Annotated in this window: 17 protein-coding genes and 1 tRNA gene; 14 read left to right on the plus strand and 4 right to left on the minus strand. The window is 58.3% G+C overall.

The genetic code is table 11. The features are described from left to right. Positions 1-72: 72 nt before the first annotated feature. Positions 73-1,737 carry an OFA family MFS transporter gene (locus tag KGA97_RS20350; protein WP_223481366.1) on the minus strand — a complete coding sequence of 555 codons (1,665 nt, stop codon included), beginning with the start codon at positions 1,735-1,737 and terminating at the stop codon, positions 73-75. Between the two features lie 224 nt (positions 1,738-1,961). Between KGA97_RS20350 and KGA97_RS20355 the strand changes: the two genes are divergently transcribed. The 6 genes from KGA97_RS20355 to KGA97_RS20380 all read left to right on the plus strand — a co-directional run bounded on the left by KGA97_RS20355 (position 1,962) and on the right by KGA97_RS20380 (position 6,954). Further along, entirely contained in the window at positions 1,962-2,366 is a 405-nt protein-coding gene (locus KGA97_RS20355) for an acetyl-CoA sensor PanZ family protein (protein WP_008041009.1), read from the plus strand. Between the two features lie 70 nt (positions 2,367-2,436). Next, positions 2,437-4,662 carry an AsmA family protein gene (locus KGA97_RS20360; protein ID WP_223481367.1) on the plus strand — a complete coding sequence of 742 codons (2,226 nt, stop codon included), beginning with the start codon at positions 2,437-2,439 and terminating at the stop codon, positions 4,660-4,662. Further along, positions 4,659-5,726: an A/G-specific adenine glycosylase gene (gene mutY, locus KGA97_RS20365; protein WP_192226816.1), complete on the plus strand. Its 1,068-nt coding sequence runs from the start codon at positions 4,659-4,661 to the stop codon at positions 5,724-5,726. The genes KGA97_RS20360 and mutY overlap by 4 nt, the downstream gene beginning before the upstream one ends. Next, positions 5,723-5,995 carry an oxidative damage protection protein gene (locus KGA97_RS20370; protein WP_008024947.1) on the plus strand — a complete coding sequence of 91 codons (273 nt, stop codon included), beginning with the start codon at positions 5,723-5,725 and terminating at the stop codon, positions 5,993-5,995. The genes mutY and KGA97_RS20370 overlap by 4 nt, the downstream gene beginning before the upstream one ends. A gap of 103 nt (positions 5,996-6,098) precedes the next feature. Further along, positions 6,099-6,174, plus strand: a tRNA-Phe gene (locus KGA97_RS20375). A gap of 318 nt (positions 6,175-6,492) precedes the next feature. Continuing rightward, positions 6,493-6,954, plus strand: coding sequence for a DUF4234 domain-containing protein (locus KGA97_RS20380; protein ID WP_008041019.1), 462 nt, complete (start codon positions 6,493-6,495; stop codon positions 6,952-6,954). A gap of 82 nt (positions 6,955-7,036) precedes the next feature. Here KGA97_RS20380 and KGA97_RS20385 read toward each other — a convergent pair whose 3' ends face one another. After that, positions 7,037-7,486, minus strand: coding sequence for a carboxypeptidase regulatory-like domain-containing protein (locus KGA97_RS20385; RefSeq protein WP_223481368.1), 450 nt, complete (start codon positions 7,484-7,486; stop codon positions 7,037-7,039). A gap of 261 nt (positions 7,487-7,747) precedes the next feature. Between KGA97_RS20385 and KGA97_RS20390 the strand changes: the two genes are divergently transcribed. From KGA97_RS20390 to vapC, 6 genes are all read left to right on the plus strand, one after another. Continuing rightward, positions 7,748-8,806, plus strand: a complete 1,059-nt coding sequence (locus tag KGA97_RS20390) for a YhcG family protein (RefSeq protein ID WP_223481369.1) — start codon at positions 7,748-7,750, stop codon at positions 8,804-8,806. A 69-nt stretch (positions 8,807-8,875) separates the two neighbouring features. After that, the gene (locus tag KGA97_RS20395) at positions 8,876-9,844 is read left to right on the plus strand and encodes an alpha/beta fold hydrolase (protein WP_223481370.1); all 969 of its coding nucleotides are present in this window, start codon (positions 8,876-8,878) and stop codon (positions 9,842-9,844) included. Between the two features lie 19 nt (positions 9,845-9,863). Then, positions 9,864-10,280 (plus strand): hypothetical protein, encoded by a 417-nt coding sequence (locus tag KGA97_RS20400; RefSeq protein WP_008041027.1) that lies wholly within the window; start codon positions 9,864-9,866, stop codon positions 10,278-10,280. Between the two features lie 6 nt (positions 10,281-10,286). After that, positions 10,287-10,739 (plus strand): hypothetical protein, encoded by a 453-nt coding sequence (locus tag KGA97_RS20405; RefSeq protein ID WP_223481371.1) that lies wholly within the window; start codon positions 10,287-10,289, stop codon positions 10,737-10,739. A gap of 179 nt (positions 10,740-10,918) precedes the next feature. Next, positions 10,919-11,149 carry a type II toxin-antitoxin system VapB family antitoxin gene (gene vapB / locus KGA97_RS20410; protein ID WP_008041029.1) on the plus strand — a complete coding sequence of 77 codons (231 nt, stop codon included), beginning with the start codon at positions 10,919-10,921 and terminating at the stop codon, positions 11,147-11,149. After that, the gene (vapC, locus tag KGA97_RS20415; protein ID WP_223481372.1) at positions 11,149-11,556 is read left to right on the plus strand and encodes a type II toxin-antitoxin system tRNA(fMet)-specific endonuclease VapC; all 408 of its coding nucleotides are present in this window, start codon (positions 11,149-11,151) and stop codon (positions 11,554-11,556) included. The genes vapB and vapC overlap by 1 nt, the downstream gene beginning before the upstream one ends. Before the next feature lie 76 nt (positions 11,557-11,632). Here the strand turns inward: vapC and KGA97_RS20420 are convergent, their stop codons facing one another. Continuing rightward, positions 11,633-11,959 (minus strand): hypothetical protein, encoded by a 327-nt coding sequence (locus tag KGA97_RS20420; protein WP_008024966.1) that lies wholly within the window; start codon positions 11,957-11,959, stop codon positions 11,633-11,635. Positions 11,960-12,327: 368 nt separating this feature from the next. After that, on the minus strand, positions 12,328-13,719 hold the full coding sequence (gabP, locus tag KGA97_RS20425) for a GABA permease (protein ID WP_008041032.1): 1,392 nt from the start codon (positions 13,717-13,719) through the stop codon (positions 12,328-12,330). Positions 13,720-14,272: 553 nt separating this feature from the next. Here gabP and KGA97_RS20430 point away from each other — a divergent pair. Then, positions 14,273-15,046: an ABC transporter ATP-binding protein gene (locus tag KGA97_RS20430; protein WP_007897462.1), complete on the plus strand. Its 774-nt coding sequence runs from the start codon at positions 14,273-14,275 to the stop codon at positions 15,044-15,046. Between the two features lie 13 nt (positions 15,047-15,059). Continuing rightward, positions 15,060-15,806, plus strand: a complete 747-nt coding sequence (locus KGA97_RS20435) for an ABC transporter substrate-binding protein (protein ID WP_223415889.1) — start codon at positions 15,060-15,062, stop codon at positions 15,804-15,806. Positions 15,807-15,838 lie beyond the last annotated feature (32 nt).

Raw genomic sequence — 15,838 nt, forward strand, 5'->3', positions numbered from 1 at the left:
CATAGATGTTGACTGACACTCCGTCATCGCGAGCAGGCTCGCTCCCACAGGGGTGATGCGCTTACCGTTTACTTAGTGAAACAGAACCGCCGTTTTCTGCAGGGTCACCCAAACACCCCACGCCAACGGAATCCCCACCACCAGCCACGCGGCAACTGCCAAAGGCTTGGTGCCTGCGTCCGCTTTCCACTCCAGCACGGTGCTGGCATCAGCACCCTTGTCGTGGCCCAGCGCCTGTTCGGCGGCCAGTTCAGCGTCGGTCATGAAGTACTTGTCGGCCACCGGACGCACCAGCAGGTTGCAGATGAAACCCAGCACCAGCAAGCCCGCGAGGATGTACAGCGTGATGTCGTAAGCGGCGGCACGTTCAACGCCGATGCTCAGTTGATACTCACGCAGGTAGTTCACCAGCACCGGACCCAACACACCCGCGGCCGCCCAGGCGGTCAACAGACGACCGTGGATCGCACCGACCATTTGTGTACCGAACAGGTCTGCCAGGTAAGCCGGAACCGTCGCAAAACCGCCGCCATACATCGACAGGATGATGCAGAACGCCGCCACGAACAGCGCAACGTTGCCCAGGTGACCAAGGTTCGGGATCAACGCGTACAGCGCAAAACCGAGGGCGAAGAACACGAAATAGGTGTTTTTGCGGCCCAGGTAATCCGAGAACGATGCCCAGAAGAATCGGCCACCAATGTTGAACAGGCTCAGCAAACCGGTGAAGCCGGCAGCAATCGCGGCAATCGAGGCCAGTTGGCCCGCGTCCAGCTGACCAAACGTCTGGTCGGTGCCGAGCAATTTGCCGGCGAACACTTCCTGCAACAGCGGCGAAGCCATGCCGAGGATGCCGATACCGGCGGACACGTTCAGGCACAGCACCAGCCATACCAGACGGAATTGCGGGGTTTTCCACGCCACATTCACGTGCACGTGACGATGAGTGATCATCGCGTTCGAAGCTTTTTTCGCCGGAGCGGTCCAGCCTTCAGGCTTCCAGCCGGTTGGTGGTACGCGATAGGACAGTGCGCCGCCGATCATGAACACGAAGTAGATCGCGGCCATCACCAGGAAGCTCTGCCACACGCCCACGCTGTCTGCCGACGCGAAGTGCCCCATCAAGGCTGCGGCCAGCGGAGCACCAACCATCGCGCCACCGCCGAACCCCATGATCGCCATGCCGGTCGCCATGCCGCGCTTGTCCGGGAACCACTTGATCAGGGTCGAGACCGGCGAGATATAACCCAGGCCCAGGCCGATACCGCCAATGACCCCGGAGCCGATCCACATCAGCCAGATCTGGTGCGTATACACACCCAGCGCCGAAATCAGCAGGCCACCACACCAGCACAGTGCCGACACAACGCCAGCCTTGCGCGGCCCGGCGTGTTCCAGCCAGCCACCCCAGATCGCGGCCGAGCAGCCGAGGAAGATGAAGAACAGAGTGTAGATCCAGCCGAGCATCGAGATCGGCCAGTCGCATTGCGACGAGAACACTTGCGAGATGAAGCTCATGTCCGGTGCACAGGCCACCGCCTTGGTCACACCCAGGGCTTTGGACAGTGGCAACCAGAACACCGAGAAGCCGTAGGCCATGCCGATGCAGAGATGGATGGCCAGCGCGGCCGGTGGCACCAGCCAACGGTTGAAACCGGGCTTGGCGATGATGCGCTCCTTGGACAGGAACGCAGGCTGGCCGGCATAGATGCCGTCCGCCGTGATGCTCGTGGTCATTGTGTATCCCCCAATTATTAGTATGGTTCGCCAGCCACTGCTCACCCCCAGCCTTTATGCGCACGCATGACTGTTTTTTTGAGGTAAAGCTCCATTTTGGTGCGACATCGCGTCGCAGAAGGACGGACGAACCGGCAGAGGTTACCATTTGCACGTGACAGAAAAACCAAACTGATATCACGTTTTTGCAAGTCATCTGTTCTCGTACCACTGAAGGAACCGTCATGCCTGTCATCGTCGAGCTGCTGAACGAAGCCACCTACCAGGATCAGCAGGATTTGCAGAAGATTTACCGCGACGCGCCGGATTGGCTGTTCGCGCCGTTTGCTGATGATGTGCAGTTGATCGAAGGCTGCCTGCGGGACGGCTCGCTGATCGCCGGGCGTTTCAATGATCGCCTGCTGGGCGCGGCACGTTTGCAAAGGCACCAGGACGTCTGGCATCTGTCCCAACTGTGTGTACGAAAAATCACCCGTCGTCGTGGGGTTGCCGAGCGAATGGTGAACGAAGCGCAGAAACTGGCGTCGCAATCGGGTGCGACATTGCGCCTGCTGGCACCTGCCGGGCACCTTGAGTCCCAGGCGCTGGCGGCCAAACTGAAAGTGCCACTGGATGTGCTGCCGGGTTGATCGCTGACCGGTCGTCCACTTCTGAGCGCTATACTCCCCGGCTAAATCGACTAACTACAAGGACTCGCCCATGAAAGCGTTCGGCAAAATCCTGGGTCTGGTACTTCTCGGGTTGTTGCTGATCATTGTGGCGCTGGGCTTTGCCCTGACCCACCTCTTCGATCCCAACGACTATAAAGACGAGATTCGCCAGATTGCCCGCGACAAGGCCCACATCGAGCTGACGCTCAATGGCGACATCGGCTGGAGCCTTTTCCCGTGGCTGGGCCTGGAATTGCACGAAGCCAGTGTCGCGACCCTGGCCAAGCCCACCGAACCGTTCGCTGACTTGCAGATGCTCGGTCTGTCGGTGCGCGTGCTGCCGCTGCTGCGCCGTGAAGTGCAGATGAGCGACGTGCGCGTCGAAGGCCTGAACCTGCGCCTGAACCGCGACAAGGACGGCCACGGCAACTGGGAAGACATCGGCAAAGTGCCGGCGACTGCCAACTCGACCGCTCCTGCGGTCACGCCTGGCGAACCTGCACCGCAAACCACCGTTCAAGTGGAAAAACCGGCGCAGCCGATCCGCCTGGACATCGACAGCCTGACCGTCAACAACGCCCGCGTTGAATACAGCGACGAGAAGACCGGCCAGCACTTCAGCGCCGAAAGCATCCAGTTGAGCACCGGGCCGGTCCACGATTCGACCAACATCCCGGTCAAGCTCACCGCGTTCCTGGTCACCAATCAGCCCGTTCTGCGGGTCCGCACCGAGCTCAATGGCGAGCTGCGTTTTGAACGCGCCTTGCAACGCTACAAATTCGAGGACATGAAGCTGTCCGGCGAAATCGCCGGTGATCCGCTGCAAGGCAAGACCGTGACCTTCGCCGCCCAAGGCCAGTTGCTGCTGGATAAAGCAGCGAACGTCGCCGAATGGACTGGCATCAAGATTTCCGCCAACCAGTTGCGCGCACTGGGCGAACTGAAGGTCAACGACCTCGACAAAACGCCGCAAATCAACGGCGGCCTTTCGATTGCCCAATTCGACCTGGCGAAATTCGTCGACAGCATCGGCCAGAAACTCCCGGCGATGGCTGAAGGCAGTTTGAGCAAAGTTGAACTGGTCAGCCGCATTGCCGGTACGCCGACCAGTCTGGTGCTCGACAACATCAACCTGAAAGTCGATGACAGCACCTTCAGCGGTCGTATTGCCGTCGAGGATTTCGCCAAGCAATCGCTGCGCGCCGCGCTCAAGGCTGACACCTTCAACGTCGACCGCTACCTGCCGCCAAAATCCGCCGAAGCCAATAGCGCGACGCAAGTGCGCCAGGCCGAAGTGGCCAGCACCGAAGCCGATGCCATGGCCGGCGCAGGCAGCACACCGCTGCCGGACAAGCCCACCAAAGACGCGTGGAGCAACGAGCGCCTGCTGCCAGTGGAACGCCTGAGCAAACTCGACGTGGATGCTGACCTGACCTTTGGCCAGTTGACCCTCGACAAGCTGCCGATCCAGAACGCGGCGCTCAAGGCCAATGGCAAGGAAGGCCTGCTGACGCTTGAGAACCTGCGCGGCGACCTGTACGACGGCACCTTCGAATCCAGGGGCACCCTCGACGTGCGCCAGCAGACACCAGCGCTGAACATGCAGACACGCATCAGCAAAGTGCCTGTGGAAAAAATCCTCGAAAGCCAGGGTAAAAAACCGCCAGTCAAAGGCCTGGTCACGCTCGACAGCAACCTGACCGGTAATGGCAACAGCCAGAAAGCGCTGATCGAAACCCTCAACGGCAATGCCAGTTTCGTCATCAACAACGGCGTGCTGCTCAATGCCAACCTCGAACAACAATTGTGCAAAGGCATCGCCACGCTCAACCGCAAAACCCTCAGCGGCGAACCACGCGGCAAGGACACGCCGTTCCAGGAGCTCAAGGGCAACCTGACCTTCCGTAACGGCGTGGCCAGCAACCCGGACCTGAAAGTGCGCATCCCGGGCATGACCGTGAATGGCGACGGTGACGTCGACCTGCGGGTGCTGGGCATGGACTACCGCGTTGGCATCATCGTCGAAGGCGATACGAGCGCCATGCCGGATCCGGCCTGTCAGGTCGGCGACAAATTTGTCGGCATCGAATGGCCGTTGCGCTGCCGTGGCCCGCTGGAGCTCGGCGCCAAGGCTTGCCGCCTCGACAACGAACGCATGGGCCAGGTCGCGTCCAAAATGGCGGGCGACAAAATCAGCGAAAAAATCGACGAGAAGCTTGGCGACAAAGTCAGTCCCGAGCTGAAAAACGCATTGAAGGGGCTGTTCAAGCGATGAGATCCGAGCAGTTTTCATCGGCGGTGCTGGACTGGTACGACCGCCACGGCCGCCACGATTTGCCTTGGCAGCAAGGCATCACACCGTATCGGGTGTGGGTCTCGGAGATCATGTTGCAGCAAACCCAGGTCAGCACCGTGCTGAATTACTTCGACCGGTTCATGGCCTCGCTGCCGACGGTCGAAGCCCTGGCCGCCGCGCCGGAAGACGAAGTGCTGCACCTGTGGACCGGCCTCGGTTACTACACCCGCGCGCGCAATTTGCAGAAGACCGCGAAGATCGTCGTCGCTGAGTACGGCGGCGAATTTCCGCGGGATGTGGAAAAGCTGGTCGAGCTGCCGGGGATCGGCCTGTCCACGGCGGGCGCCATCGCCAGCCTGAGCATGGGCCTGCGGGCGCCGATCCTCGACGGCAACGTCAAACGCGTCCTGGCGCGCTTTACGGCGCAAGAGGGTTATCCGGGCGAGCCGAAGGTCGCGAAACAGCTGTGGGCGAACGCTGAGCGCTTCACGCCGCATGATCGGGTCAACGCCTACACCCAGGCGATGATGGATCTGGGCGCCACGCTTTGCACTCGCAGCAAACCGAGCTGCCTGCTCTGCCCGCTGGAAAAGGGCTGCGAAGCGCACATGCTCGGCCTGGAAACCCGCTACCCGATTCCCAAACCGCGCAAAGCCGTGCCACAGAAGCGCACGCTGATGCCGATGCTCGCCAACGGAGACGGCGCGATTCTGCTTTACCGTCGCCCTTCCACGGGCTTGTGGGGCGGTCTGTGGAGCCTGCCGGAACTCGACGACCTCGACGACCTGCAACATCTGGCCTCACAGCACTCACTGGAGCTGGGCAGCCAACAAGCGCTGCCGAGCCTCGTACACACGTTCAGCCATTTTCAGTTGTCCATCGAACCCTGGCTGGTTCAGGTCCAGGAGGCCGGCCATCACGTGGCCGAGGCCGACTGGCTCTGGTATAACCTCGCCACCCCGCCGCGCCTGGGCCTTGCCGCCCCGGTCAAAACCTTGCTCGAACGCGCGGCCGCCGTATTGAACGCAGGAGAGTCGTCATGACCCGCACCATCATGTGCCGCAAGTACAAAGAAGAATTGCCAGCCCTGGAGCGCGCTCCATTCCCGGGCGCCAAAGGCCAGGACATTTTTGACCACGTCTCGGCGAAGGCCTGGGCCGACTGGCAGAAACACCAGACCCTGCTGATCAACGAAAAACGCCTGAACATGATGAACGCCGAAGACCGCAAATATCTGCAAGGCGAGATGGACAAGTACTTCTCCGGCGAGGAATACGCCAAGGCTGAAGGCTACGTTCCGCCTGCAGAATAATCCCGCTTTATCGGGGGTCGGAACGTAAGCGACGGTAATAATTAAATTTTTTTTGAAAACTTGCTTGACGACCCCCTGAAAAACCCGTTTAATGCGCCCCGTTGCCCAGATAGCTCAGTCGGTAGAGCAGGGGATTGAAAATCCCCGTGTCGGCGGTTCGATTCCGTCTCTGGGCACCAAATACCGAAAACCCTGAATCGCAAGATTCAGGGTTTTTTTATGCCTGCGATTTAACGAAGTCCGGCACACGGCAGTGGAAGCGACGGATCGACGATCCAAAAACAAAACTCGCCTTCAGCAAGGCTCTATAGTAGCGTTGTGCCACAAGCTCGACCGACACCACAGAAACCCGTCCGGTCGATTTCAATGCAATCCACTGCCCCACGGCGCAGTTGGAATACGCACCCAAAAGGACAGGTAACAACGCAAGGAATGCCTCCCCCCGCAGTAAACACCAGCGCTACACATCCCCTTAAGCCAAAGGACATGGAAAAGTTATGTCAACAATCAATGAACTAAAAGACAAGATCGATACGAAGACCTGGAACCTGGTGTTGCTCTCCATCGCCACTGCCGGGATCTATCTTATTTTGTGGCTATACAAAAACAGCAAAATCATCAGCGACACCACCAAAGTCCGATTGGTAGATGACGCTTACATTATCTGGATCGCTGTATGCGCCGGCTTAAGCGGCACATTCTCCAACCTGGGCAACGTGGCTCTGGATTTCACGTCCGCAGTTCTCGGCCTTGCCAGTGGCGTGCTGTACATCGTATGGGCATTCAAGGCTAAAACGGCGCTGACGGAATATGCCCTCAGCGAGCACAAGGTCGACCTGCGAATGAACGCCTTCTACACGTTCCTGTTCAACGTGTACTACATCAACTACTGCATCAACGATCTGCCGGAAGAACAGCGTAAGCAGCAGATCCTGAGAGGCCAGACCGCTCAAGCCTAAAACCACGTAATGGGCGGACAGATGATTTTCTGCCGCCCATTCGCTGGAACAAAGGCATCAGCCGGCCAACTCCGGCCAACTGCTAGCTTTCACCGGCCCAGTGAAAGACCAGATTACGTGCAGGGCCACTTCCTACGTCGGCACTATCACGCCGCACTTCTCCATGTCGCGTAGCAACCACGGTGTATTTGCCGGGCGGTAGCTGGACATAAACCAGCGGGCCAGCCTCGTTCAGCGTCAACACCGTTTGCCCTTGGGCTTTCTGAATGACCACGTCGACGTCGGGAATGTATTTATTCTCCGCCCCGACCGAAAACGTCATGTGCAAGTTATAGCCAGCCGCTTGCTGGATGGCCTTCGACTCATCCAGGCCTATACCGCCGGACAGATAAGTAATTCCGTTTTGCTCCTGCGGTTGAACTTGCACGCCAGCGCTGTCGATTGGTTCAAGACTGGCGGCAGACGACATCACCGGGAACATCAACATGCCCACCGCGGCGATGGGCAACGCAAGGGAATGCACGTACTTCATGATCACGCCTCCCGGGCTCCATGGAACCCATTTGTCATGCCTTTTAGATTTCCTCTCGAACGCCCGGGTTTTAGATTGATTGGTACTTGGGCTCACTGCGAAATGGACTACACGTTATATTCCTGAAGCACGACTTGCCGTCGGAGCGATCCCGCAAACCCGATCGGGCTTTCCTTCCGGCTTACCAGCCACGCCCGGCATCGCTGCTCCCACCTCCGCTGCCATCCTCTTCTGCCTGTTCATTCCTTTGCAGAAGACGCCATGAGCTCACTCAAACCCGCTAACACTCAGGATGCACAACTCGCCTCACTACTCGGCAATCTTGGAGAGCTGATTCGTGATGCACGGCAGAAGGTCCTGCGAACGGTCGATACGGTCCAGGTACAAACTTGCTGGCAGATTGGGAGGCATATTGTCGAGTTCGAGCAGGAAGGGGCTCGGCGGGCGGGTTACGGAAAGCAATTGCTGGCAACGCTGGCGCAGAGCCTGACAGCAGAATTCGGGAAAGGCTTTGATAACTCTAATCTTCGCTACATGCGCCTGTTTTACCAAGCATTCCCAATTCGTGACGCACTGCGTCACGAATTGAGCTGGACCCACTACCGCAGGCTTCTGCGCGTCGATAGTGACACCGCGCGCACGTGGTATATGGACGAAGCTGCCAACCAAAACTGGTCATCCCGCGCCCTGGAACGCCAGATCAACACCCTCTACTACGAACGCCTCCTCACAAGCCGCGATCGACCTGCCGTCCGACAGGAAGCCACCACCAACATCCAGAAAATGAAAGCACACCCACGAGACTTCATCAGGGACCCGGTGATGCTGGAGTTTCTTGGCTCAACCAACGCAGGTTTGACTCAAGAAACCAATCTGGAACAAGCATTGATCCATCAGCTTCAAGCCTTCCTGCTGGAACTGGGTAGAGGCTTTGCCTTCATCGCTCGCCAGCAACGCATCAGCACCGAGAGCAAAGACTTCTACATCGATCTGGTGTTTTACAACTACGTACTCAAGTGTTTCGTCATCTTCGATCTGAAGCGCGGCGAACTGACTCATCAGGATGTTGGCCAGATGGACATGTACGTACGCATGTATGACGACCTCAAGCGCGGACCGGAAGATGGCCCCACCGTCGGCATCATTCTCTGTGCGAAAAAAGATGAATCAGTGGTGCGCTATTCAGTGCTGAAAGACAACGAACAACTCTTCGCCAGCAAATACAAAACAGTCCTGCCCAGCGAAGACGAACTCCGCACTGAACTGGACCGGGAGCAGGCGGCAATCGAGGAGCGACTGCTCGATCAGATCCCCCTGTGAACACAGATGGATTGTCCACCCGCCGCACGAAGACTATCGTTGGCAGCTACCCGCAAAGGTCTGAAGCCGATGAATTTGCAGGACATGTCACTGGCCCCCACTCAAATCGAGTTGCCGCTGCCAACTCCCGTTTCTGGCGAACCATTCAAAGAGCCCGCCGCAGACGGCTTCATCCTCGGCGGTTTCACCTGGCGGCACGCCTTTCAGGACCTTGTGCGCCCGGTCGTCATCATCAACGCCGCCACTTCGGTTCGCTGCCGTCACTATTCGCGCTTCGCCGATTACCTGTTCGCCAACGGCTTCGATGTCATCACCTATGACTACCGTGGCATCGGCGAATCACGCCCTGCGTCATTGAAAAATCTCGACGCCTCATGGACTGATTGGGGCGCGCTGGATTTCGAGGCGATGCTCAAGCGCGCTGAGCGCGAATTTCCCGGCCAGCCCATCGATGTCGTCGGCCACAGCTTTGGCGGCTGTGCGGCGGGCCTGGGAGCCTCAGGGCAGCTGATTCGGCACCTGGTCACCGTCGGTGCGCAATTCGCCTACTGGCGCGACTACGCGCCCGCTCATCGCTGGAGGATGTTCGGCAAGTGGCACGTGGTGATGCCTCTGATCACAATGATCTATGGCTACTTCCCCGGAAAGCGTCTTGGCTGGCTGGAAGACACGCCCGCCGGTGTCGTTAGGGACTGGAGCACGCCCACGCGCCGATATGAAACGCGGCCCAGCGGTCGCACGCTGGCCAAAAAACCAGGGGCGACGATGAAAGCCAGGACACTGGCCATCAGCATCACAGACGATCCTTACGGCACGATCCCGGCCATCGAACGCCTGCTCGGCTACTTCAGCGGCGGTACGAACACTCACTGGCGAATCGCCCCCGAAGACATCGGCGAAGCAGAAGTCGGACATTTCGCCTTTTTTCGTAGCGCATACCAAGCCACACTATGGCCCATTGCATTGTCCTGGCTGCAGAGCGGTGAACTGGCCCCCGATACCCCCGGGCGGACAGTACCGCGCAGCGAGTCCTTTTAACGCACGACGGATCAAAACCATGGCCTCCGCCAACAAGCAGCAAAAACGCGCCACCCGCGCCAAAGCCAAGGCCAAGCAGAACCGCACCCAACGGGCTGCCGCGCCGGTCGAGCTGGACCCGAACGATGATCGCATCGACTTTGAATCGGTGGACCTCACCGAGCTGTTCAAGAAAATGATCGACGCTGAAAAAACCAGTCAGCAAGCCATGTGCATCGCTTTCCTTGAAGACCCATTGCTGGAACTGGTTTACGAGCAGGAAGGCGAAGAAGGCGCGATGGACTTCATCCTCGCCGCGCTGATCGAGTACCGCCAATGGTCTACCGAGGTCGACGAAGCCGGCGCCCTGGCATGGATCGAATCCCCGGCCTTCCAGGCCGACTATGTAGCGGCCTCCGACATCATTGCAGCCCAAACCCAACAGAAACCGAACTGAGTTCCCATGGCCTCCCTGAACAAGCAACAGAAACGCGCCAAGCGCGCCAAGATCAAAGCCAAACAGATCAACATCCACGGCAGAAAACCCGCCGCGCTGGACGATGACTTGGGTGAAATCGGCGAGCCGATCCCGGAATACACCCTGGCGATGTTCAGCAAGATGCGCGACGCCGAAGCTGTCGGCCGCAGTGAAATGCTCTCCGTGCTGCTGACGAACCTCGCCTTTATCATCATTGACCATCCAGAACTGCTGGACATGGAAAACGCCGACGACGAAGGCATGGCCGCCACTCACCTGGCCGCCGACATGTTGATCGACTACCGCATGTGGGCCGACAGCATGGATCGCGAAACCGCCCAGGCATGGCTGACCGACCCGCAATTCATCACCGACTTCGGCATTGCGCTGGACAGCTATCGTCAGTCGCCGGATGCACAGGAAGAAAAGGGCGAATAAAAGCCCTCAGAAATAAAAACGGCCGCTTGTCATCACTGACAGCGGCCGTTTTTTTGTACGCAGCAAACCGGAAAATGTGGATGACCTCCCGTCAGCGGCAATGTATATCCCATTGACATATCCCTTTATAAAACTATTCTTCAGACTTACTACACCCACCAATGCTTGAGGAGGCAAAAATGGAACAGACAACGCTTTTCATGAGCAATCGAAGCCAGGCCGTTCGCCTTCCCAAAGCTGTTGCAATGCCTAGCGATGTAAAAAGAGTGAACGTGGTCGCCATCGGCCGCGCTCGCATCATCACACCGGCAGACGAGACATGGGACAGCTGGTTCGACGGGGACAGCGCAAGTGCAGACTTTATGACCGATCGCGACCAACCCGCTGATCAGGAGCGCGAGTCGTTCTGATGATCAAGTTCATGCTCGACACCAACATCTGCATCTTCACCATCAAGAACAAGCCGCAAATCGTAAGAGAAGCTTTCAACCGTCATGACGGACAGTTGTGCATCAGTGCGGTGACGCTGATGGAGCTCATCTACGGCGCCGAAAAATCTGCGACCCCCGAAAAGAATCTGGCGGTGATCGAGGGCTTGGCGGCTCGCCTCGAAGTCTGGCCTTTCGACAATGAAGCAGCTGCACACACCGGAATGATTCGATCCGAGCTTGCGAAGGCGGGAACACCCATAGGCCCCTATGACCAAATGATTGCCGGACATGCGCGCTCGCGTGGACTCATTGTGGTAACCAACAACCTGCGAGAATTTGAGTGGGTCAAAGGTTTACGCGTAGAAGACTGGGCTCATCCGGATTGAATTAAACGCAGCCAACAAAAACGGCCGCTTGTCATCACTGACAGCGGCCGTTTTTTTACAAACCTGAAAACAACAATCAGGCAGCCGCAGCTTCCAGACGTGGAATTTCCATCCCGACCTTGGCGCTGGCGTAGCTCAGGTCACCGCTGGCGATGGATTGAGCCTTGAAACCGGCGCCGATCAGGTCGCGCACGTACAGCTTGTTGTAGATGAACATGAACACGAAGTTGCTGAGGCCGAATGTGAAGCACGCCACGATGAACATGATCGCTGCCCACTTGATGTCGCCACGGAACAGTGGCGGCAGGAAGCCGAAGAAAAACACGGTCCACGAGAAGCCGATCGGGGCTTCCTTCATGGCTCCGGTATTAGGGTTTTTGAACACAACCGATGTAAACGCCATGCCTGTCTCTCCTTGATGCCCCAATGGGTAAGCTGAATGGCCGGGCTAGCTCCATACAGCGCTGGCTCGTGACTGCCGCGCAAACGGCAGGCGCACGCAAATGCATCTGTGACACGCATCAGATGAGGGAGCAGGCAAGAAAGGGTCGAGGGGCTTTAGCCGGGAAGGCTGGGGCGTCGAACAATCCGTGTCCTGAAACTCCATTGCATCCCGCAACAGCGAGATACACATTCGGCAAGGAGGCTACTATCTCGACATCATCGTGTCCATCAGGGAGCAGACCGATAAACCCCCTGAATGAAAGCAAAAACGACCGCGATCATGGCTGATGGCGGTCGTTTTCATTACATCGACAGTGTGCGTAAAGCTTAGCGCGCCACTGCGCCAACCAGTTGCTCATTGCGACGACGGCGCGCCACCAGCAAACCGGTAGCAACCACCAGAGCGCTCAGCAAACCGGTCGCGAGGATCTCTACACGGTGGGCATCCTGGAACAGCATGATGGTCAGGGCCGCGACGATGAAGACGATCACCGCGTAGGTCAGGCCCGGGAACAGCCACATGCTGAAGGCGATTTTCTCACCGCGGGCCATACGCTGTTTGCGCATGCGCAGTTGCGAGATCGCGATCACCAGGTACACCAGCAACGCAATGGCGCCGGAGCTGGCCAGCAGGAATTCGAACACGGCGGCCGGAGCCACATAGTTGGCGAATGTTGCCAGGAACGCTGCGCCCGTGGACAGCATCACCGCCCAGTATGGCGTGCCACTTTTGTTGGTGCGCGTGGACACGGCCGGTGCATCACCGCGCTTGCCCAGGGAGAACATCATGCGCGACGAGGTGTACAGCGCCGAGTTCAGGCAGCTGGTCACAGCGACCAGTACCACGATGTCGACGATCATCTTGGCGTTCGGGATGCCCATACGCTCAAGCACGGTCTGGTAGGAACCGACGCTGGCCAGAACCGGGTCGTTCCATGGCACCAGGGCCACGACGATGAAGATCGAAACGAGGTAGAACAAACCAATCCGCCAGATCACCGAGTTGGTGGCCTTGGAGATTTGCTTGCCAGGGTTCTTCGATTCTGCGGCCGCGATGGTCACGATCTCGGTGCCCATGAAGGAAAACATGGTCGTCAGGATCGCGCCCAGTACCGCGCCCATGCCGTTTGGCAGGAAGCCCTGGGTGTCGAAAATGTGCGAAACGCCGCTCACCTGGCTGTTCGGCAGGAAGCCGAAGATCGCCGCGAGGCCCAGAATGATGAAACCAATGATCGCCACGACCTTGAGCAGGGCGAACCAGAACTCGAACTCGCCGTAGTTCTTCACGCTGAACAGGTTAGTGATAGTCAGCAGCATCGTGATGACCAGGGCGAAAGCCCAGATGTCCACGCCAGGGAACCAGGCGTGCAGGATGGTCGCGGCGGCGTTGGCCTCCAGCGGGATCACCAGCACCCAGAACCACCAGTACAACCAGCCGATGGTGAAACCGGCCCAGTGACCGATCGCGCGATCGGCGTATGTCGAGAAGGAGCCGGTGTCTGGCGAGGCAACCGCCATTTCACCCAGCATGCGCATCACCAGCACCACCAGCATACCGGCGGCTGCATAAGCCAACAGCACGGCCGGGCCTGCTGCAGCGATCGCGTGGCCCGAGCCAACGAACAGGCCGGCGCCGATAACCCCGGCGATCGACAGCATGGTCACATGACGCGGTTTGAGCCCCTGTTCGAGGCCGTTAGAGCTTTGGGTATTGCTCATTGAAACTACCTTTGTAAGGAAAAGCGAATGCGTGCATCCCGTCGTGAACTCTCTTCTGTAAAAAGAAACCAACGGGGCGTTCCGGAATCTGCACGCAATAATTGCGCCAAAATGTTTCAAAACCCTCTAACCCGGCGATCTCACCCTGACCGGACAGTCATCGCAAGTCATTGAAAATAATGGCACTTCGCCAGAGCGTTACCCTGCGACTCACTTAAGGAACGAATCAGCGCACCGGAAACACACCCAACAAATGCTCAACGCACAATAAAAGTGCGGATCAGGAACGTTTGGCCGGTTAGCGCTTCCAACACCCCGCCAAAGCTGGCAACATCGCGCCCTTTTTTACGGGACAGCCGCGCCACATCGGGTTCAAACGGCTGTTCGGTTGATAGCAGCGCGACAGTCTGCTGTACCGATGCGACAACCTGTCACACGCCACCCGTTTACCGCCCGTAGCGCTGTTGGCTGCCATTCAGACGCTATGCTAGGTTGGCCGCCTCGCCAGGAAGGCCCGCCAACAGCAGGAGCGCAACATATATGAGGAACGCACATGGCTGAGGCCACGCCCGCGCTTGAAATCCGCAACTTGCACAAACGCTACGGACAGCTTGAGGTGCTCAAAGGCATCTCGCTGACCGCCCGCGACGGCGATGTGATCTCGATCCTGGGTTCCTCCGGCTCCGGCAAGTCCACGTTCCTGCGCTGCATCAACCTGCTGGAAAACCCGCACCAGGGTCAGATCCTGGTGGCCGGAGAAGAACTCAAGCTCAAAGCCGCCAAGAACGGCGAACTGGTCGCAGCCGACGGCAAGCAGATCAACCGCCTGCGCAGCGAGATTGGTTTTGTGTTTCAAAACTTTAATCTGTGGCCGCACATGAGCGTGCTCGACAACATCATCGAGGCGCCTCGCCGCGTGCTCGGCCAGAGCAAGGCCGAAGCCATTGAAGTCGCCGAAGCCTTGCTGGCCAAGGTCGGCATCGCCGACAAGCGCCATGCGTACCCGGCGCAATTGTCTGGCGGCCAGCAACAACGCGCGGCCATTGCCCGCACGCTGGCGATGCAACCCAAGGTGATCCTGTTCGACGAACCCACCTCCGCCCTTGACCCGGAAATGGTCCAGGAAGTACTTAATGTCATCCGCGCACTGGCCGAAGAAGGCCGCACCATGCTGCTGGTCACCCACGAAATGGGTTTCGCCCGTCAGGTGTCCAGCGAAGTGGTGTTCCTCCACCAGGGCCTGGTAGAAGAGCAAGGATCGCCACAGCAGGTGTTCGAAAACCCGCTTTCGGCGCGCTGCAAACAATTCATGTCCAGCAACCGCTAACGGAGCTACCCGCATGCAGAACTACAAAAAGGTCTTCCTGGCAGCCGCCGTCACCCTGGCGTTCAGCGCCGGTGCCATGGCCGAAACCCTGAAGATGGGCATCGAAGCGGCCTACCCGCCGTTCAACAACAAAGATGCCAGTGGCAATGTCGTCGGCTTCGACAAGGAAATCGGCGACGCCCTGTGCGCCAAGATGAAAGTCGAATGCACCGTGGTCACCTCCGACTGGGACGGCATCATTCCGGCCCTGAACGCCAAGAAGTTCGACTTCCTGATCTCCTCGATGTCGATCACCGACGAGCGCAAGCAAGCCGTCGACTTCACCGACCCGTACTACTCGAACAAGCTGCAATTCATCGCCAAGAAAGATGTCGACTTCAAAACCGACAAGGATGCGCTGAAAGGCAAAGTGATCGGCGCCCAGCGCGCGACACTGGCCGGCACCTGGCTTGAAGACAACATGCCTGGCGTTGAAACCAAGCTCTATGACACCCAGGAAAACGCTTACCTCGACCTGACCTCCGGTCGTCTGGACGGCATCCTGGCGGACAAATACGTCAACTACGAGTGGCTGAAAAGCGACGCCGGCAAGCCTTACGAATTCAAAGGCGACCCGGTGGAAGAAAGCGACAAGATCGGTATCGCCGTTCGCAAGAACGACCCGATCCGCGAGAAGCTGAACATCGCACTGAAAGAAATCGTTGCTGACGGCACTTACAAGAAGATCAACGACAAGTACTTCCCGTTCAGCATCTATTGATACTGACCTGCCGGACCGGCGCCGTTTTCTGA

The organism is Pseudomonas sp. BF-B-15, from assembly GCF_019946675.1.
Taxonomy (GTDB): domain Bacteria; phylum Pseudomonadota; class Gammaproteobacteria; order Pseudomonadales; family Pseudomonadaceae; genus Aquipseudomonas; species Aquipseudomonas migulae.